Below are 19321 nucleotides of genomic sequence, written 5' to 3'. Positions count from 1 at the left end.
TTTATCCCCGTTGGGCTGCATAGCAGCCCCTGAACGACAGCACGGGGTTAGGCTGATGCTGCGAGGTGCCGGCTTTTGGGACTGCTTCGCAGCCCAGCGGGGATAAATCCCCTCGCCACAAAAACTACGCAGGCTTATCTAGATGCTTGTCTCGAAGAAGACACGGGGGACGGGGTACTGATTCGAGCATCCTTTGACGATATCGCTCGGGCAAAAGATATGACACAGATGGACTACGATGCAGATTGGGAACAATCGAATATCGACTGATCAACAACATTCTCCGTGGCGAGGGAGCTTGCTCCCGCTGGGCTGCGCAGCAGCCCCAAAAAGGATCGCCGCCATTCTCCTGACACACCTCGCAACTTGATATTCAGGGCCGCTTCGCGCCCCAGCGGGAGCAAGCTCCCTCGCCACGAAAGCATCCACTTACAAAAACTGTTGCTACTGTTAGTGCAAACCCTGCGACCCTATACCGCATGCGCCTTTTTTACTTCTCAACCCCGATCAGGCTAAATACCGCCACTTGATCGCCCAACCGAGCGGATTCGCCCATGTCCCGACAACGGCTTGCATTTGCCTGGATCGCCTGCTTCGCAGTGCTGTTCAACATGCTTGCCATGCCGCTTTCCAACAGCGGTGGCGCGGCTGCCAATTCGCCAGCCGAGCAACTGCTGTGGGGCAGTTTCTGCTCGTCCAGCGGCACGAAAATGGTCGCGGTGTCCCTGGGCAAGCTCGAACAGGGCACGCCGCAGAAGGACACTCACTCGACGATGCAGCATTGCTGGTGCTGCGCCGGCTCCGCGTCGCTGGTGGCGCTCACCGGCCATGCCCCGCAGTTGTATCTGGATGCTCGGCCCCATCATCGCGGCATTGCCCATTCGAAGCTCGACAGCCCCACGCCACGCCAGCAATGGCCAAGCCTCAACCCCCGCGCCTCGCCTCTGGCCTGATTCTTTCCGCACAAGACTGCGCCTCGAATCGTTCTGGAGAATCACCCATGTTGAACAGACTTATCCTGCTGGCTGCCCTGCTGCTTCCCGTCGGCTTTGCCCAAGCGCACCAATACAAGGTGGGCGAGCTTGAGATCGCCCATCCGTGGTCCCAGGAGTTGCCGCCCAACGCACCGACCGTGGCCGCGTATTTCGTGATTCACAACGGCGGCACGACCGCCGACAAGCTGCTCAGCGTCGACTCGCCGATTGCTGGCAAGGCCGAGCTCCATGAGCATGTGATGCAAAACGACCTGATGAAAATGCAACCGGTGCCCGTCGTGGATATCGCCCCCGGTGCGACCGTCACCTTCGCGCCGATGGCGTATCACGTGATGCTGCTGGACCTGAAAGACCGCAGCCTGCTCAGCGATGGCAAGCGCTTCTCCATGACCCTGCATTTTGAAAAAGCGGGGGATGTCACGGTCGACGTTGCGGTGCAGAAAAAAGCCCCCGACGGCAGCAAAACCCAAATGCACATGCACTGATAGCACCTGCCCATGGGTCTTCCTCGCAACAGGTCCGCCATACCCCGCCGCCAGCCCTTGAGCCTGGCACGCGGCAGTTGGATCAGCCTGTTCGCCATGTTGATGATCTTTATCGGTCCACTGATTTCTCAGTCGATGCCGATGGATCAGCGCATGCCTGTGAGCATGAGCATGAGCATGTCGATGGACATGAGCATGGACATGCCGGCGGGAGCCCAAGCCGAACATGAGGCATCAGCCGACGAACACTGCCCGCCCCAGAGCGAACACCACGCACTGTGGGAAAAGTGCGGCTATTGCAACCTGCTGTTCAATTGCCCCGCGCTGCCTGGCGGTCACACGTTCGCGGTCTTCGTCACACCCCACACCAACACCTACACCAGTCCTTCCCCACGCCTGGGCCATGCCCGGCCCGCGTTTTTCCCGGGTGCCCGTACCCGCGCACCGCCCCTCGACGCGTAACCCCCGACACTTACCCAACCCGGTCGCACAAGACAGCCTCAGTGGCATGTGTAGCTAGTTGTGTTAGTCAACTTCTGGCATCCGAATTTGAGCTAACAAACTAGCCACACATGCCACTAGGCTGCCCGACCGTGTCGTCTACGTCTGTTCGATGGAATCATCATGTCCAGGTTTTCTGCTGGCACCGCTTTGGGCTCTGCCCAGGTTCGCTGCCCCCTGAACGAACCACGGGTTCGTTTACGCCAAACCATTGCCGCACTGTGCGGCCTGCTGCTCACTCCTCTCGCGCTGGCCGACGAGCACGAGCATCACGACCATCAGGTCGAAGAACTGAGCCCGACGGTCATCACCGCCATCGCCCCCAGTTCCCCCCTGACTGTCGTCACCAACCCCAAGGACCCGCGTCAACCGGTGCCGGCCAGTGACGGCGGCGACTACCTCAAGACCATCCCCGGCTTCGCCCTGGTGCGCAACGGTGGCACCAATGGCGACCCGGTGTTGCGCGGCATGTTCGGCTCGCGGCTGAACATCCTCACCAACGGCAGCATGCTGTTGGGTGCTTGCCCTGGCCGGATGGACGCGCCGACGTCCTATATATCGCCGGAAACCTACGACAAGCTCACTGTCATCAAAGGCCCGCAGACCGTGCTCTGGGGCCCCGGCGCATCGGCCGGGACCGTGCTGTTCGAGCGCGAGCCGGAACAGTTCGGCGAATTGGGCACCCGGGTCAACGCCAGTGTGCTGGCCGGCTCCAACGGCCGTTTCGACAAAGTGGTGGATGCCGCCGCCGGTGGGCCGCTGGGGTATGTACGAGTGATCGGCAACACCGCCCACTCGGACGATTACCGCGATGGCAACAACGACAGCGTGCCGTCGCGCTACGACAAGTGGAACGGCGACGTCACCCTCGGCTGGACCCCGGACGCCGATACCCTGCTGGAATTGACGGCCGGCAAGGGCGACGGTGAAGCGCGCTACGCCGGGCGCGGCATGGACGGCTCGCAGTTCAAGCGCGAAAGCCTCGGGCTGCGTTTCGAGCGCTCGAACATCGGCGAGGTGCTGGACAAGGTCGAGGCCCAGGTCTACTACAACTACGCCGACCATGTGATGGACAACTACACCCTGCGCACGCCGTCCGGCACCGGGATGATGGCCGGGCCCATGGCCTCCAACGTCGACCGCCGCACCCTGGGTGCGCGTATCAAGGCCACCTGGCGCTGGGCCGATGTGCAGTTGATCAGCGGCCTGGACGCCCAGACCAACGAGCATCGCCAGCGCAGCAGCATGGGCGTCGACACCTACAAGGACCTGCCGTACACCAAAGACGCCGACTTCCACAATTACGGGGTGTTCGGCGAGTTGACCTGGTACGCCGCCGACCGCGACCGAGTGATCAGCGGCGCCCGGCTCGACCGTGCCTCGGCCAAGGACTACCGCCAGAGCACCGGTTCCGGCATGTCGGCCCGACCCAATCCCACCGCCGATGACACTCGCGCCGACACGCTGCCCAGCGGTTTCGTCCGCTACGAACACGACCTGGACGACAGCCCCGCTACCCTCTATGCAGGCGTGGGTCACGCACAACGCTTCCCGGACTACTGGGAGCTGTTCTCGGCGAACGTCGGCCCCAGCGGCTCGCTGAATGCCTTCGACGCGATCAAGCCGGAAAAAACCACCCAGCTCGACTTCGGCCTGCAGTACAAGACCGAAACCCTCGAAGCCTGGGCGTCGGGTTATGTCGGTCAGGTGCGCGACTACATCCTGTTCGACTACACCCCCGGGATGATGGGCACCACCTCCCGGGCCGAGAACATCGATGCGCGGATCATGGGCGGTGAATTGGGTGCGGCCTACAAGCTGAGCGAGCGCTGGAAAGCCGACGCCACCCTGGCCTACGCCTGGGGCAAGAACAGCAGCGACGGCAGCGCCCTGGCGCAAATGCCGCCGCTGGACGCACGCCTGGGCCTGACCTACAGCGAAGATCGCTGGAGCGCCGGCGCCCTGTGGCGTGTGGTGGCAGCGCAGCACCGGGTCGACGAGAACAAAGGCAACGTGGTCGGCAAAGACTACGGCAAGAGTTCGGGCTTCGGCGTGTTCTCACTCAACGGCGCCTACCGCATCAACAAGCACTGGAAGGTCAGCAGCGGCGTCGACAACCTGTTCGGCAAAGCCTACGCCGAGCACTTGAACCTGGCGGGCAACGCCGGGTTCGGCTACCCGGCGAGCGACCCGCAAGCCATCAACGAACCGGGGCGCACCCTCTGGACCAAGGTGGACATGAGTTTCTAACACCATCGCAGGCAAGGCCTGACACCTGACCCTGTGGCGAGGGAGCTTGCTCCCGCTGGGCTGCGCAGCAGTCCTTCTTTGATGCGGTCGCTACGCAACCGAGCGGGAGCAAGCTCCCTCGCCACAGGTTTTGTGTCCAAACAAGGCTTTGCCCAAACCGCAAAAAACATAACGATCACATTTGCCCTGCGGAGCGCTTTCTGATGAGCCAACCGAAACCGAATTTCTACAACCTGGCCTGGCGCTGGCATTTTTATGCCGGGCTGTTCGTGGCGCCGTTCATGGTGATGCTATCCCTGACCGGCATCATCTATCTGTTCAAGCCACAACTCGATCCCCTGATGTACGGCAGCCTGCTGAATGTACCCGCCGGGCATCACACCCTGGCGGCGGACGACTTGCTCAAGCAGGTCCACCAGGCCTACCCCCAAGGCCAGGTCAAACAGTACCTGCCACCGGCCAACGCCGAGCGCAGCGCGCAGTTCGTGGTGATCGACAAAGGCCGGGAACTGAACGTGTTCATCGACCCGTACCATGGCGATGTCCTCGGCGAGCAGGATGCGAAGAACAACCTGCAAGCCATGGCCCGGGCCATCCACGGCGAACTGCTGATCGGCACCGTCGGTGACCGGCTGGTGGAAATGGCCGCCGGTTGGGGCGTGGTGCTAGTGGTCTCCGGGCTGTACCTGTGGTGGCCCCGTGGGCAATCGTCAGCCGGCGTGCTGTGGCCGCGCTGGAGCGCGCGCGGTCGGCTGTTCTGGCGTGACCTGCACGTGGTCGTCGGTTTCTGGGGCGCAGCCTTGCTGCTGGTGATGCTGCTCAGCGGCATGACCTGGACCGGTTTCTGGGGCAAGCAATACGCCAACCTCTGGAACCGCTTCCCGGCGGCGATGTGGAATGACGTGCCCAAGTCCGACGTCGAGGCCGGCAGCCTCAACAACGCCCATCGCCAGACCGTGCCGTGGGCCGTGGAAAACACACCGATGCCGATGTCCGGCGACCATGCCGAGCACATGGGCCACGGCGGTATGCACGAAGGCCCCGCCGCCCCGGCTGTCAGCCTGCAAGCGGTGCAGGACATCGCCACCGAACGCCAGGTCACGCCCGGCTACAGCATCACCCTGCCGACCACGGCCACCGGCGTGTTCACCGTCGCCGTGTTTGCCGACGACCCGCGCAACGATGCCACCCTGCACGTGGACCAATATACCGGCAAGGTCCTGGCCGATGTGCGCTGGGAGCATTACGGCGTCGTGGCTCGCGCCACCGAAACCGGGGTAATGCTGCACGAAGGCAAAATGTTCGGCCCGCTGAACCAGATCATCGTGCTGCTGATTTGCCTGATGATCCTGCTCAGCGCCGTGAGTGGCCTGGTGATCTGGTGGAAGCGCCGGCCAGAAGGCAAGTTCGGCGTACCGCCGCTGCGTCACGACTTGCCGACGTGGAAGACCGGGGTGTTCATCATGCTGGCCCTGGCGGTGGTGTTTCCGATGGTGGGGGCGTCGCTGGTGGTGGTGTGGTTGCTGGATCGGCTCGTCACCCGGCTCAATCGTCAGCCTGAGATTGCCTCATCTTCAAACTGAAGACAGTGCGTTAACGGAAGGCGGCGCGAAACCTCTACAATCGCGCCCGCCTTTCGAGCGGTGAACACCGCTCCCACAATGGGATTGTGTTTCGGCCCAATAATTGAGTGTACGCATGACCTCTCTAACCCTCTCCCACCTCGCCTGGACACCCCTGGGCCATGGCCATTGTCATCACCAGTTCCAGCTGCGTGACGTGACGTTGCAGGTGGCGGCCGGGGAGTTTGTCGGATTGATCGGCCCCAACGGCAGTGGCAAGACCAGCCTGTTGCGCTGCGCCTATCGCTTCAGCCGGCCGGAACAGGGCGAGGTAAAGCTTGCCCATCACAACGTCTGGCAACAGTCCTCGCGCTGGAGCGCCCAACGCATCGCCGTGGTGCTGCAAGAGTTTCCCGACGCCTTCGGCCTGACGGTGGAAGAAGTGGTCGCCATGGGCCGCACACCGCATAAAGGCCTGTTCGACGGCGACAATCACGAAGATCGACGGCTTGTGCGCCAAGCCCTGGCATCGGCAGGCCTTGAAGGCTTTGGCGACCATGCATTCGCGACCCTCTCGGGCGGTGAAAAGCAACGGGTGATCCTGGCCCGGGCCCTGGCCCAGCAACCGCAGTTGTTGATCCTCGATGAACCGACCAACCACCTCGATCCCCACTATCAATTGCAATTGCTGCAACTGATCAAGGGCCTGGGCATCGGCACCCTTGCCAGCCTTCACGACCTGAACCTGGCCGCCGCCTTCTGCGACCGCCTGTACGTGATCGAACACGGGCGCATTGTCGCCAGCGGCACGCCCAGGGACGTCCTGACCGTCGAGCTGTTGCGCGAGGTGTTCGGCATCGAAGCCCTGGTGGATGAACACCCGCTGTCCGGCTACCCACGAATCACCTGGATAACCCAACCATGACCTTGCGTTCCCTGCTGTTGCTGCCCCTGCTGCTGGGCAGCGCCCATGCCTTGGCCGAAGCCACCCACTATCCATTGACAGTCCAGAGCTGCAATCGCCAGGTGGTGTTCAACGAGGCACCTCGGCACGCTGTCAGCCATGACATCAACATGACCCAGATGATGCTCGCCCTGGGCCTCAAGCCGCGCATGGTCGGCTACAGCGGCATCAGTGGCTGGAAATCGGTGACGCCCGAGATGGCGAAGATCCTTGATGGCCTGCCGGAACTGGCCGCCAAGTACCCGTCGGTGGAAACCCTGCTCGATGCCAATGTGGATTTCTTCTTCGCCGGTTGGGACTACGGCATGCGCGTGGGCGGCGACCTGACGCCGCAGACCCTGCAACCGCTGGGCATCAATGTCTACGAACTGACCGAATCCTGTGCGTTCGTGATGAAGCGTCCAGCGGCCTCGCTGGAGGATACCTACAACGACCTGCGCAACCTCGGGAAGATCTTCGACGTGCAGGATCGTGCCAACGCACTGATCGCCCAGATGCAGGCCCAAGTGGCGCAAGTGCGCAAGCACCTGCCGCCCGGTCTACCCCGCGTATTCCTCTACGACAGCGGCGAAGACCGCGCCATGACCTCCGGCCGTCTTGGCATGCCCCAGGCGCTGATCGACGCGGCCGGTGGACGCAATATTCTCGATGACCTGGAAACCAGCTGGACGCGGGTGAACTGGGAGAACGTAGTGGAGCGCAACCCCGAGGTGATCGTGATCGTCGACTACGGCGAAGTCAGCGCCGAGCAGAAGCAACAATTCCTGCTGAACAACCCGGCCCTGCAATCGGTGGCGGCGATCAAGCATCGGCGCTTCATCGTGATCCCCTACGTCCAGGCCACGCCAGGCATCGATAACGTGCTGGCGGTGCAAACCCTGGCGCAGGGTTTTCACGGCCAATGAACGGTCGTCGCTACGGCGCCCTGCTGATGTTCCTCGGTGCACTGCTGCTGGTGTCGTGCGTGGTGTCCCTGGGCTTCGGGCCGGCGCGGGTGCCGGTGGCCGTGGTCTGGGACATCCTGTTGAACAAGGCCTTCGGTGTCGGCAGCGCCTATTGGTCGCCTGGCCAGGAACACATCGTGTGGCTGATCCGCGTGCCGCGCCTGCTGCTCGGTGCCCTGGTGGGCGCCGGGCTGGCGTTGATCGGTGCAGTGCTGCAAGCAGTCACGCGCAACCCGCTGGCGGACCCGCACCTGCTGGGCGTCACCTCTGGCGCGACGCTGGGGGCGGTCATCGTGGTGCTGCATGTCGGCGAGATTGTCGGCCTGCTGACCCTGCCGCTGGCGGCGTTCATCGGTGCGCTGTTGAGCATGCTGCTGGTGCTGACCATCGCTGCCCGCCAGGGTCGTCTGGAAAGTGATCGCCTGTTGTTGTGCGGCGTGGCGGTGTCCTTCGTGATGATGGCGGCGGCCAACCTGTTGTTGTTCCTCGGTGACCATCGCGCCAGTTCGGCGGTGATGTTCTGGATGCTCGGCGGCCTGGGCCTGGCCCGTTGGGAGCTGCTGGCGGTGCCGGCGGCCAGTGTGGTGCTGGGGCTGGTGTTGCTGCTGGGCATGGCCCGGCCGCTGAACGCGCTGATGGCCGGCGAACAGACCGCCGTGACCCTGGGCCTGAACGCGGCGAAGGTGCGCTTGTGGATCTTCTTGATCGCCTCGCTGATGACCGGTGTGCTGGTGTCCATCAGCGGTTCGATTGGTTTTGTCGGGCTGATGGTGCCGCACATTGCCCGGCGCCTGGTGGGTGCAGAGCATCGTCGGTTGCTGCCGGTTTGTGTGCTGCTTGGCAGCCTGTTCCTGGTGTGGGTGGATGTGGCCGCCCGGACCTTGATCGCGCCGGAAGACTTGCCGATCGGTGTGGCGACAGCCGCCATCGGCGGGTTGTTCTTCATCGGCCTGATGCGCCGCCGATAAAAAGGAGACTGACTCCAACCTGTGGCGAGGGAGCTTGCTCCCGCTGGGGTGCGAAGCGCCCCCCCGGATTCTGAGTCCTGAGGTGTTCGCTGATGACTTGCCGAATGGGCCTGCTTCGCAGCCCAGCGGGAGCAAGCTCCCTCGCCACAGGGTGTATTCACAAGCAGAGTCTCGGCAAGGCTTCAACCCCACGCTCCAATGTGGCGCATCCCTCGCACCAAACCCCATGACGCGATCACTCATGGTGCACCAGGCTTTGCCCTCCCCCCACCACCCCCCTGTTTCCGGGCCTTTTTTCCGACCGGGCACACCCCTTGCAAAAGCGCTTTCAGCGTTTGCATCTGCCCTCAAAAAAAATTCATAAGTCCACGGAGATCGCACAATGAAGCGTCGTAGCTTGATCAAGGCTTTTACACTCTCGGCAAGCATTGCCGCGATGGGCATGGCCTGGACCGTCCAGGCCGCCGAAACCATCAAGGTCGGCATCCTGCATTCGCTGTCCGGCACCATGGCGATCTCCGAGACGTCCCTCAAGGACATGGCGCTGATGACCATCGATGAGATCAACGCCAAGGGCGGTGTGAACGGCAAGAAGCTTGAAGCGGTGGTCGTGGACCCAGCGTCGAATTGGCCGCTGTTCGCCGAGAAGGGCCGTCAACTGCTGACCCAGGACAAAGTCGCGGTGGTGTTCGGCTGCTGGACGTCGGTGTCGCGTAAATCCGTATTGCCGGTGTTCGAAGAACTCAACGGCCTGCTGTTCTACCCCGTGCAGTACGAAGGCGAAGAGATGTCGCCAAACGTGTTCTATACCGGCGCGGCGCCGAACCAACAGGCGATTCCGGCGGTGGAATACCTGATGAGCGAAGAAGGTGGCAGTGCCAAGCGCTACTTCCTGCTGGGCACCGACTACGTCTACCCGCGCACCACCAACAAGATCCTGCGCTCGTTCCTGCACTCCAAAGGCGTGGCAGACAAAGACATCGAAGAGGTCTACACCCCGTTCGGCCACAGCGACTACCAGACCATCGTGGCCAACATCAAAAAGTTCTCGGCCGGCGGCAAGACTGCGGTCATCTCCACGGTCAACGGCGACTCCAACGTGCCGTTCTATAAAGAACTGGCGAACCAGGGCCTGAAAGCCACCGACGTGCCGGTCGTGGCGTTCTCGGTGGGCGAGGAGGAACTACGCGGCATCGACACCAAGCCACTGGTGGGCAACCTGGCGGCGTGGAACTACTTCGAGTCCGTGGATAACCCGGCGAACAAGAAATTCGTCGAGTCCTGGAAAGCCTACGCCAAGGCCAAGAACCTGCCAGGCGCCGACAAAGCGGTGACCAACGACCCGATGGAAGCCACCTATGTCGGCATTCACATGTGGGCGCAAGCCGTGGAAAAAGCCAAGTCCACCGACGTCGACAAAGTCCGCGAAGCCCTGGCCGGCCAGACCTTCGCCGCACCGTCGGGCTACACCCTGACCATGGACAAGACCAACCATCACCTGCACAAGCCAGTGATGATCGGCGAGATCCAGGCCGACGGTCAGTTCAACGTGGTCTGGCAGACCGAAGGCCCGATCCGCGCCCAGCCGTGGAGCCCGTTCATCGCCGGCAACGACAAGAAGCCTGACTATGCGGTGAAGAGCAACTGAGCCCATGGGTGTCGGCCCCAATCCCCGGGCCGACACACAACCCCTGTGGGAGCGAGCTTGCTCGCGATAGCGGTGGATCAGCCAGAAGAACAGTGACTGACACACCGCTATCGCGAGCAAGCTCGCTCCCACAAAAAGCACTGCGCAAGGCCTAGCATATGCCCACCGCCCTCTACCGCCTCATCCTCGCCCTGGTGCTGCTGTTGCCACTGGAGGCCCATGCCGGTGACGCCGAAGACTTCGTCGCCGCCAACCCGACCCAGCAAGCCAAGCTCCTGGAAACCTGGGCCGCGCAGCCGGAGCCTGAGCGCGTCGAACTGATCAATGCCCTGCAACAGGGCCAGTTGACCGTCGACGGCCAACCCAAGACCCTGCGCCTGAACAACCGCTTGCGCGGGCTGATCGAAACCGCCCTCGCCAGCCATCAACTGCTCGCCGTGGATGCCCGCGTACGCCTGGGTGCCGCGCAGCAGCTGCAAAAAACTGCCCGCCCGGCGCAACTGGCGTTTCTCGATCGGCAACTGGCCGGCGAACAGGACGAAGATGTGCATGCCGCCCTGAGCCTGGCCCTGGCGAACCTGCAACTGGTGGACACCAACCCGAACGTGCGCCTGGCCGCCGTCCGCCTGCTGGGGGAAACCGGCGATCCGCTGGCCCGTACACGCCTGGAAGGTTTGCTTGAGCCCGGCGTCGAAACCGATGCCAACGTGCGCACCGCCGCCGAAACCAGCCTTGCCCAAGTCAAACGCAAACTCCTGGTGGGCGAGCTGCTGGGCCAAGCCTTCAGCGGCATGTCCCTGGGTTCGATCCTGCTGCTCGCCGCCCTCGGCCTGGCCATCACGTTTGGCCTGCTGGGGGTGATCAACATGGCCCACGGCGAGATGCTCATGCTCGGCGCCTATTCCACGTATGTGGTGCAGATGCTGTTCCAGCGCTTCGCCCCGAACGCCATCGAGTTCTACCCGCTGATCGCCCTGCCGGTGGCGTTTTTCATCACGGCCGCCATCGGCATGGCCCTGGAGCGCACGGTGATCCGCCATCTCTATGGGCGCCCACTGGAAACCCTGCTCGCCACCTGGGGCATCAGCCTGATGCTGATCCAACTGGTGCGCCTGGTGTTCGGCGCGCAGAACGTCGAAGTCGCCAACCCGGCCTGGCTCTCAGGCGGGATTCAGGTATTGCCGAACCTGGTGCTCCCATACAACCGCATCGTGATCATTGCCTTCGCACTGTTCGTGGTGGTGCTGACCTGGCTGCTGCTGAACAAGACCCGCCTGGGCCTGAACGTGCGCGCGGTGACCCAGAACCGCAACATGGCCGCCTGCTGCGGCGTGCCCACCGGCCGGGTCGACATGCTCGCCTTCGGCCTCGGCTCGGGCATCGCCGGGCTCGGTGGCGTGGCCCTGAGCCAGATCGGCAACGTCGGTCCGGACCTGGGCCAGAGCTACATCATCGACTCGTTCCTGGTGGTGGTGCTCGGCGGCGTCGGCCAGTTGGCCGGTAGCGTGTTCGCCGCGTTCGGCCTGGGCATCGCCAACAAGATCCTCGAACCGCAGATCGGCGCCGTGCTCGGCAAGATCCTGATCCTCGCGCTGATCATTCTGTTCATCCAGAAGCGTCCGCAAGGCCTCTTCGCGCTCAAAGGACGGGTAATCGACTGATGAACCAGCCCCTGATGCTCACGGCCACGCAAAAGGCCGGTCCCAAACTCACCCTCGCCGTCGGCGCGGTAATCCTGGCGGTGCTGCTGAGCCTGCCGCTGCTGTCGCTGTTGGCGGCGGACCATCCACTGCACGTCTCGGCCTATACCTTGACCCTGGTAGGCAAGATCCTCTGCTACGCCATCGTCGCCCTGGCGTTGGACCTGGTCTGGGGCTACGCCGGTTTGTTGTCCCTGGGTCACGGCCTGTTCTTCGCCCTGGGCGGATATGCCATGGGCATGTACCTGATGCGCCAGGCCGCCGGTGATGGTTTGCCGGCGTTCATGACCTTCCTGTCGTGGACCGAATTGCCCTGGTACTGGGCCGGCACCGACAGTTTTCTCTGGGCCCTGTGCCTGGTGGTGCTCGCGCCGGGGCTGCTGGCGCTGGTGTTCGGCTTCTTCGCCTTCCGTTCGCGGATCAAGGGCGTGTATTTCTCGATCATGACCCAGGCCCTGACCTTCGCCGGGATGCTGCTGTTCTTCCGCAACGAAACCGGGTTCGGTGGCAACAACGGCTTCACCAATTTCCGCTCGATCCTGGGCTTTGGCATCACCGAGCCAGGCACCCGGGCCGTGCTGTTTTTCGCCACGGTGTTGCTGCTGGTGGCGAGCCTGTTCATCGGCTGGCGCCTGGCCCGCAGCAAATTCGGCCGGGTGCTGACCGCCCTGCGCGATGCGGAAAACCGACTGATGTTCTGCGGTTACGATCCCCGTGGCTTCAAGCTGTTCGTCTGGGTATTGAGCGCGGTGCTGTGCGGCCTGGCCGGGGCCTTGTACGTGCCGCAGGTGGGCATCATCAACCCCAGCGAAATGTCGCCGACCAACTCCATCGAAGCCGCCGTGTGGGTCGCCCTTGGCGGGCGCGGCACGCTAATCGGACCGCTACTGGGTGCCGGCGTAGTCAATGGCATGAAGAGCTGGTTCACCGTGGCCTTCCCTGAGTACTGGCTGTTCTTCCTCGGTGCGCTGTTCATCGTCGTGACCCTGTACTTGCCCAAGGGCGTGATCGGGTTGCTGAAGAAACGAGGTGAACAATGAGAATCACAGCGAGTGCCGAATTCATGCTCGAACCTGCTTTCTTTCCGCCGGAACCCAACCAGGACGCCGGCAGCAGCCGCGACGCCATCGGCCTCGGCCAGGCGGCAGGCGTTGGCCTGAACACCCGCCACGGCACCATCCTGACCCTGGAAGACATCAGCGTCAGCTTCGACGGCTTCAAGGCCTTGAACGATTTGAACCTGTACATCGGCGTCGGCGAATTGCGCTGCATCATCGGCCCCAACGGCGCGGGCAAGACCACGTTGATGGACGTGATCACCGGCAAGACCCGCCCCAGCCACGGCAAGGCCTGGTTCGGCGAGACCCTGGACCTGACCAGCATGAGCGAAGTGCAGATCGCCCAGGCCGGCATCGGGCGCAAGTTCCAGAAACCCACGGTGTTCGAAGCGTTGAGCGTGTTCGAAAACCTGGAGCTGGCGCTCAAGACCGACAAATCGGTGTGGGCCAGCCTGCGGGCGAAACTCACTGGCGAGCAGCACGATCGCATCAGCGAAGTGCTCGAGACCATCCGCCTCACCCACTCGGTCAACCGCGCCGCCGGGTTGCTGTCCCACGGGCAGAAGCAATTCCTGGAGATCGGCATGCTGCTGGTGCAGGACCCGCAACTGCTGTTGCTCGACGAACCGGTGGCGGGCATGACCGACGCCGAGACAGAGTTCACCGCCGAGCTGTTCAAGTCCCTGGCGGGCAAGCACTCGCTGATGGTGGTGGAACACGACATGGGTTTCGTCGGCGCGATTGCCGACCACGTCACCGTGCTGCACCAGGGCAGCGTGCTGGCCGAAGGGTCGCTGGAACAGGTGCAGGACAATGAGCGGGTAATCGAGGTGTACCTCGGTCGCTAGGGCGACAAATGCTGTTCCCTGTGGGAGCGAGCTTGCTCGCGATGGCGGCGACACATTCAGCACCTAAGCAAGCTGACCCAACGCTATCGCGAGCAAGCTCGCTCCCACAGGGAACTTGAGGAGATTCTGGAAGATGCTGCAAGTCGACAAGCTGCACCAGTACTACGGCGGTAGCCACATCCTTCGGGGCCTGTCGTTCGACGTGAAGGTCGGCGAGGTGACGTGCCTGCTGGGTCGCAACGGCGTGGGCAAGACCACCCTGCTCAAATGCCTGATGGGCCTGTTGCCGGCCAAGGAAGGTGCGGTGAATTGGGAAGGCAAAGCCATCACCACGTTCAAGCCGCACCAGCGGGTGCATGCCGGCATCGCCTACGTGCCCCAGGGCCGGGAGATTTTCGGGCGGCTGACGGTGGAAGAAAACCTGCTGATGGGCCTGTCGCGGTTTCCCGGCTCCGAGGCCAAGGAGGTACCGGCGTTTATCTACGAACTGTTCCCGGTGCTGCTGCAGATGAAGCAGCGCCGTGGCGGTGACCTGTCCGGCGGCCAGCAGCAGCAACTCGCCATCGGCCGGGCCCTGGCCAGCCGTCCGCGCCTGCTGATTCTCGACGAGCCCACCGAAGGCATCCAGCCGTCGGTGATCAAGGAGATCGGCGCGGTCATCAAGAAGCTGGCGGCCCGGGGCGACATGGCGATTCTGCTGGTGGAGCAGTTCTACGACTTCGCCGCCGAGCTGGCCGATCAATACCTGGTGATGTCCCGGGGCGAGATCGTGCAGCAAGGGCGTGGAGAAAATATGGAAGCCGAGGGTGTGCGCGGCCTGGTTACGATCTAGTCTGTAGCGTCCTGACGATCATTGAAAATCATGAATCTACCTGTCTCTTCGTTGGCGCCTTCAGGCGTGTTCACCCCTAGCTGGCATGCCGAGCTGGAACTGAGCTACGCCCGTTTTGGCGACTGCACACGCCCGGTACAGCGCCGCCATAAAGGCCCGCTGCGGGTGCAGAAGCACTTGTATGCCGAAGGCCCCGAGGTGTGCCAGCACATCATCGTCCACCCGCCCGGTGGGATAGCCGGCGGTGACCGCTTGGACATTTCGGCCCACGTCGGCCCGGACGCCTGGGCGCAGTTAACCAGCCCCGGCGCAGCCAAGTGGTATCGCGCCGCCGGCCCGGCGTACCAGCAGTTGACCCTGAGCGTGGCTCCCGGCGCGACCCTGGAATGGCTGCCCCAGGAAACCATCGTCTTCAGCGCGGCCCAGGCCGAACTCAGCACCTGCATAGACCTGCAGGGCGACGGGCGTTTGTTCTACTGGGACATGGTTGCCCTCGGCCGACCGGCCAGCGGCGAGCGGTTCGACCTGGGGCATTTCCAGTCGCGGCTGGACATTCGTCGCGACGGCCAGTTGCTGTGGCATGAGCGCCAGCGCATTGTGGGCGGTGATGGCTTGCTCAACTCGCCCATCGGCCTGGGCGGGGATCCGGTGTTTGCCACGTTATGGGTGACCGGCGAGATCGACAGCGAGCTGTTGGAGCAGTGCCGCTCCCTGGGCCATGCCGTGCGCGGTGACCTGACCCAGTTGCCCGGCCTGGTCGTGGCGCGGTGCCTGGCGAGCGAGGCGTTGCTGGCGCGGGGGTGGTTGATTGCGTTGTGGCGGCTCCTGCGCCCGGCGCTGCTCGGTCGGGAGGCCGTCCCCCCGAGAATCTGGAGCACCTGAATTTGCTTTCCTGTGGGCGCGAGCAAGCTCGCTCCCACAGGGGGATGTGTTTACAGCGAAAACTATTTATCTGCCCTTATGGATTGCACATGGACCTGACCCCACGCGAAAAAGACAAGCTGCTGATCTTCACCGCCGGCCTCGTCGCCGAACGACGGTTGGCCCGTGGCTTGAAACTCAATTACCCGGAGGCCATGGCCTATATCTCCGCGGCCCTGCTCGAAGGCGCCCGTGACGGCCAGACCGTGGCCGAGCTGATGCACTACGGCACCACGCTGCTGAGCCGCGAACAGGTGATGGAAGGCATCCCGGAAATGATCCCCGAGATCCAGGTCGAGGCGACGTTTCCCGACGGCACCAAACTGGTCACCGTCCATCAACCGATCGCCTGAGGCCATGCCATGACCTATCTCGTGCGCGACGCCCAGCCGACCGACCTGCCAGCGATCCGCGACATCTACAACGACGCGGTGCTGAACACCACCGCGATCTGGAACGAACAGGCCGTGGACCTGGGCAATCGCCAGGCCTGGTTCAGCGCCCGGCAAGCCCAAGGCTACCCGGTGCTGGTGGTGGTCGACGCCGAGGAGAACGTGCTCGGCTACGCTTCATTCGGCGACTGGCGGCCTTTCGACGGTTTCCGGCACACCGTGGAGCATTCGGTGTACGTACGCAGCGATCAGCGCGGCAACGGCCTCGGTCCACGCCTGATGACCACGCTGGTCGAGCGCGCCAGGGCCTGCGCCAAACACGTCATGGTCGCCGCCATTGAAAGCGGCAACACCGCCTCGATTCGCTTGCACGAGCGAGCCGGTTTCATCACCACCGGGCAAATGCCCCAGGTGGGTACCAAGTTCGGTCGCTGGCTGGACCTGACTTTCATGCAGTTGGTCCTCGATCCCGGGGCGCAACCGCCTGCCTTTGACAAGGAGTGATGCCTATGAACCCCGCCCAGTTGCGTCGAGTCCACGCTGAAAGCTTTGCGCATTATCGCCAGGGCCTGATCGATCTGTTGCTCGATGCCGTCGGCTATGGCGCCAGCGTGGGGTTCATGGCCGACCTCGATGCGGTCCAGGCCCGCGCCTATTTCGACGAGGTCCAGGCCAGCCTCAACCAGGGCCACTTGCTGCTGTGGGTGGTGGTCAAGGATGAACAGGTGCAGGCCAGCGTCCAGCTTGCCCTGTGCCAGAAGCCCAACGGCCTCAATCGCGCCGAAGTGCAGAAGCTGCTGGTCCGCGGCGAGGCGCGCCGCCGGGGCCTCGGCCAGCAATTGATGAATGCCCTGGAACTCGGCGCCCGTCAGCACAAGCGCGGCCTGCTGTACCTCGACACCGAGGCCGGTTCCGAGGCCGAGGCGTTCTACCGGGCCATGGGCTACACCCGCGTCGGTGAACTGCCGGACTACTGCCAGAGCCCGGACGGGACCTACACACCGACCGCCATCTACTACAAGACTTTGGGGCAACCGCAATGATTCCAGGGCAATACCAGGTCCAGCCTGGCGACATCGAACTCAACGTCGGCCGCCGCACCCTCACGCTGAACGTTGCCAACAGCGGCGATCGGCCGATCCAGGTCGGCTCGCACTATCACTTTTTCGAGACCAACGACGCCCTGACCTTCGACCGCGCCGCCAGCCGTGGCATGCGCCTGAACATCCCGGCCGGCACCGCGGTGCGCTTCGAGCCGGGCCAGAGTCGCGAGGTAGAGCTGGTGGACCTGGCCGGGCATCGGCGGGTGTTCGGGTTTGCCGGGCGGGTGATGGGCGACCTGGATTGACACGCTCTTGTGGCGAGGGAGCTTGCTCCCGCTGGGGCGCGTAGCGGCCCTGTTTTTGGGGTCTGCTGCGCAGCCCAGCGGGAGCAAGCTCCCTCGCCACAGTGGATCGCACATTTCGATTTTGAATTCCAAGGCAAGCACATGAAAATTTCGAGACAAGCCTACGCCGACATGTTCGGCCCCACCGTCGGTGACAAGGTCCGCCTGGCCGACACCGAGTTGTGGATCGAAGTGGAAAAGGATTTCACCACCTACGGTGAAGAAGTGAAATTCGGCGGCGGCAAGGTGATTCGCGACGGCATGGGCCAGAGCCAGCTGCTGGCCGCCGAGGTCGTCGACACCTTGATCACCAACGCGCTGATCATCGACCACTGGGGCATCGTCAAGGCCGATGTCGGCCTCAAGGACGGGCGCATCGCGGCCATCGGCAAGGCCGGCAACCCGGACATCCAGCCCGACGTGACCATCGCCATCGGTGCCAGCACCGAAGTGATCGCCGGCGAAGGCATGATCCTCACCGCCGGCGGTATCGACACCCACATCCACTTCATCTGCCCGCAGCAAATCGAAGAAGCATTGATGAGCGGCGTGACCACCATGATCGGCGGCGGCACGGGCCCGGCCACCGGGACCAACGCCACCACTTGCACCTCCGGGCCGTGGCACCTGGCGCGCATGCTCCAGGCCGCCGACGCGTTCCCGATGAACATCGGCTTCACCGGCAAGGGCAACGCCAGCCTGCCGGAGCCGCTGATCGAACAGGTCAAGGCCGGAGCCATCGGCCTGAAACTGCACGAAGACTGGGGTACCACGCCCGCGGCCATCGACAATTGCCTGAGCGTGGCCGACCAGTATGACGTCCAGGTGGCGATTCACACCGACACCCTCAACGAGTCCGGTTTCGTCGAAACCACCCTCGCCGCGTTCAAGGGCCGCACCATCCACACCTACCACACCGAAGGCGCTGGCGGCGGTCATGCACCGGACATCATCAAGGCCTGCGGCTTCCCCAACGTGCTGCCCAGCTCCACCAACCCGACCCGGCCGTTCACCCGCAACACCATCGACGAACACCTGGACATGCTGATGGTCTGCCATCACCTGGACCCGAGCATTGCCGAAGACGTGGCCTTCGCCGAAAGCCGCATCCGCCGCGAGACCATCGCCGCCGAAGACATTCTCCACGACCTCGGCGCCTTCTCGATGATCAGCTCCGACAGCCAGGCCATGGGCCGCGTCGGCGAAGTCATCACCCGCACCTGGCAGACCGCCGACAAGATGAAGAAGCAACGCGGCGCCCTGCCCGACGACGGCGAAGGCAACGACAATTTCCGCATCAAGCGCTACATCGCCAAGTACACCATCAACCCGGCGATCACCCACGGCATCAGCCATGAAGTGGGCTCCATCGAAGTGGGCAAGTGGGCCGACCTGGTGCTGTGGCGGCCGGCGTTCTTCGGCGTCAAGCCAACCCTGATCCTCAAAGGCGGGGCCATCGCCGCCAGCCTGATGGGCGACGCCAACGCCTCGATCCCGACGCCGCAACCGGTGCACTACCGACCGATGTTCGCAAGCTTTGGCGGCTCGCGGCACGCCACCAGCCTGACCTTCATCAGCCAGGCCGCCGCCGAGGCTGGGCTACCGGAGCAATTGGGCTTGAAGAAGAGAATCGCCGTGGTCAAGGGCTGTCGCGATGTGCAAAAGACCGACTTGATCCACAACGACTACCTGCCGAGCATCGACGTTGATCCACAGACGTACCAGGTCAAGGCCGATGGGGTGTTGCTGTGGTGTGAACCGGCTGAGGTGCTGCCGATGGCGCAGCGGTATTTTCTGTTTTGAGGTGAATCAAAAAGCATACCTGGCCAAACACTTGAACCTGTGGCGAGGGAGCTTGCTCCCGCT

Annotated in this window: 19 protein-coding genes and 1 pseudogene; all 20 read left to right on the top strand. The window is 63.4% G+C overall.

Annotated elements, in window-relative coordinates; translation table 11 throughout:
* Nucleotides 1–132: 132 nt before the first annotated feature.
* Nucleotides 133–243 (top strand): annotated as a pseudogene (locus V7773_RS30515) (addiction module antidote protein); the annotation flags it as partial.
* Between the two features lie 311 nt (nucleotides 244–554).
* The gene (locus tag V7773_RS18365; RefSeq protein WP_336074370.1) at nucleotides 555–953 is read left to right on the top strand and encodes a DUF2946 domain-containing protein; all 399 of its coding nucleotides are present in this window, start codon (nucleotides 555–557) and stop codon (nucleotides 951–953) included.
* A 47-nt stretch (nucleotides 954–1000) separates the two neighbouring features.
* Nucleotides 1001–1480, top strand: a complete 480-nt coding sequence (locus tag V7773_RS18360; RefSeq protein WP_336074368.1) for a copper chaperone PCu(A)C — start codon at nucleotides 1001–1003, stop codon at nucleotides 1478–1480.
* 12 nt (nucleotides 1481–1492) lie between these two features.
* Nucleotides 1493–1942 (top strand): DUF2946 domain-containing protein, encoded by a 450-nt coding sequence (locus tag V7773_RS18355; RefSeq protein WP_256572774.1) that lies wholly within the window; start codon nucleotides 1493–1495, stop codon nucleotides 1940–1942.
* A 162-nt stretch (nucleotides 1943–2104) separates the two neighbouring features.
* Nucleotides 2105–4231: a TonB-dependent copper receptor gene (locus V7773_RS18350; RefSeq protein ID WP_336074367.1), complete on the top strand. Its 2127-nt coding sequence runs from the start codon at nucleotides 2105–2107 to the stop codon at nucleotides 4229–4231.
* Between the two features lie 203 nt (nucleotides 4232–4434).
* Nucleotides 4435–5814 carry a PepSY-associated TM helix domain-containing protein gene (locus tag V7773_RS18345; protein ID WP_336074365.1) on the top strand — a complete coding sequence of 460 codons (1380 nt, stop codon included), beginning with the start codon at nucleotides 4435–4437 and terminating at the stop codon, nucleotides 5812–5814.
* Between the two features lie 115 nt (nucleotides 5815–5929).
* A complete protein-coding gene (locus V7773_RS18340) occupies nucleotides 5930–6718 on the top strand; it encodes an ABC transporter ATP-binding protein (RefSeq protein ID WP_336074364.1) in 789 nt (262 codons plus the stop codon).
* Nucleotides 6715–7662 carry an ABC transporter substrate-binding protein gene (locus tag V7773_RS18335; protein ID WP_336074363.1) on the top strand — a complete coding sequence of 316 codons (948 nt, stop codon included), beginning with the start codon at nucleotides 6715–6717 and terminating at the stop codon, nucleotides 7660–7662. Before V7773_RS18340 ends, V7773_RS18335 begins: the two co-directional genes overlap by 4 nt.
* The gene (locus tag V7773_RS18330; RefSeq protein WP_092222474.1) at nucleotides 7659–8669 is read left to right on the top strand and encodes a FecCD family ABC transporter permease; all 1011 of its coding nucleotides are present in this window, start codon (nucleotides 7659–7661) and stop codon (nucleotides 8667–8669) included. Before V7773_RS18335 ends, V7773_RS18330 begins: the two co-directional genes overlap by 4 nt.
* Nucleotides 8670–9051: 382 nt before the next feature.
* On the top strand, nucleotides 9052–10317 hold the full coding sequence (gene urtA, locus V7773_RS18325) for an urea ABC transporter substrate-binding protein (RefSeq protein ID WP_063323138.1): 1266 nt from the start codon (nucleotides 9052–9054) through the stop codon (nucleotides 10315–10317).
* Between the two features lie 158 nt (nucleotides 10318–10475).
* Entirely contained in the window at nucleotides 10476–11978 is a 1503-nt protein-coding gene (gene urtB / locus V7773_RS18320) for an urea ABC transporter permease subunit UrtB (RefSeq protein WP_063323139.1), read from the top strand.
* Nucleotides 11978–13057: an urea ABC transporter permease subunit UrtC gene (gene urtC / locus V7773_RS18315; protein WP_336074361.1), complete on the top strand. Its 1080-nt coding sequence runs from the start codon at nucleotides 11978–11980 to the stop codon at nucleotides 13055–13057. Before urtB ends, urtC begins: the two co-directional genes overlap by 1 nt.
* The gene (gene urtD, locus V7773_RS18310; protein ID WP_092347260.1) at nucleotides 13054–13923 is read left to right on the top strand and encodes an urea ABC transporter ATP-binding protein UrtD; all 870 of its coding nucleotides are present in this window, start codon (nucleotides 13054–13056) and stop codon (nucleotides 13921–13923) included. The genes urtC and urtD overlap by 4 nt, the downstream gene beginning before the upstream one ends.
* Before the next feature lie 133 nt (nucleotides 13924–14056).
* On the top strand, nucleotides 14057–14755 hold the full coding sequence (gene urtE, locus V7773_RS18305) for an urea ABC transporter ATP-binding subunit UrtE (RefSeq protein ID WP_063323142.1): 699 nt from the start codon (nucleotides 14057–14059) through the stop codon (nucleotides 14753–14755).
* Between the two features lie 30 nt (nucleotides 14756–14785).
* Nucleotides 14786–15637 carry an urease accessory protein UreD gene (locus V7773_RS18300; RefSeq protein ID WP_336074360.1) on the top strand — a complete coding sequence of 284 codons (852 nt, stop codon included), beginning with the start codon at nucleotides 14786–14788 and terminating at the stop codon, nucleotides 15635–15637.
* 89 nt (nucleotides 15638–15726) lie between these two features.
* Complete coding sequence (gene ureA / locus V7773_RS18295; protein WP_003197350.1) at nucleotides 15727–16029, top strand: urease subunit gamma; 303 nt, start codon at nucleotides 15727–15729, stop codon at nucleotides 16027–16029.
* Nucleotides 16030–16038: 9 nt separating this feature from the next.
* Nucleotides 16039–16572, top strand: coding sequence for a GNAT family N-acetyltransferase (locus V7773_RS18290; RefSeq protein ID WP_336074359.1), 534 nt, complete (start codon nucleotides 16039–16041; stop codon nucleotides 16570–16572).
* 5 nt (nucleotides 16573–16577) lie between these two features.
* Entirely contained in the window at nucleotides 16578–17111 is a 534-nt protein-coding gene (locus V7773_RS18285) for a GNAT family N-acetyltransferase (protein WP_072340210.1), read from the top strand.
* Complete coding sequence (locus V7773_RS18280; protein ID WP_003186307.1) at nucleotides 17108–17416, top strand: urease subunit beta; 309 nt, start codon at nucleotides 17108–17110, stop codon at nucleotides 17414–17416. Before V7773_RS18285 ends, V7773_RS18280 begins: the two co-directional genes overlap by 4 nt.
* A gap of 141 nt (nucleotides 17417–17557) precedes the next feature.
* Nucleotides 17558–19258, top strand: coding sequence for an urease subunit alpha (gene ureC / locus V7773_RS18275; RefSeq protein ID WP_092147020.1), 1701 nt, complete (start codon nucleotides 17558–17560; stop codon nucleotides 19256–19258).
* Nucleotides 19259–19321: the final 63 nt, after the last annotated feature.

The organism is Pseudomonas sp. 3JA, from assembly GCF_036961705.1.
GTDB lineage: Bacteria > Pseudomonadota > Gammaproteobacteria > Pseudomonadales > Pseudomonadaceae > Aquipseudomonas > Aquipseudomonas fluorescens_Q.
Note: the sequence above shows the minus strand (reverse complement) of the source record. Positions and strands in the feature narration are given on the sequence as shown.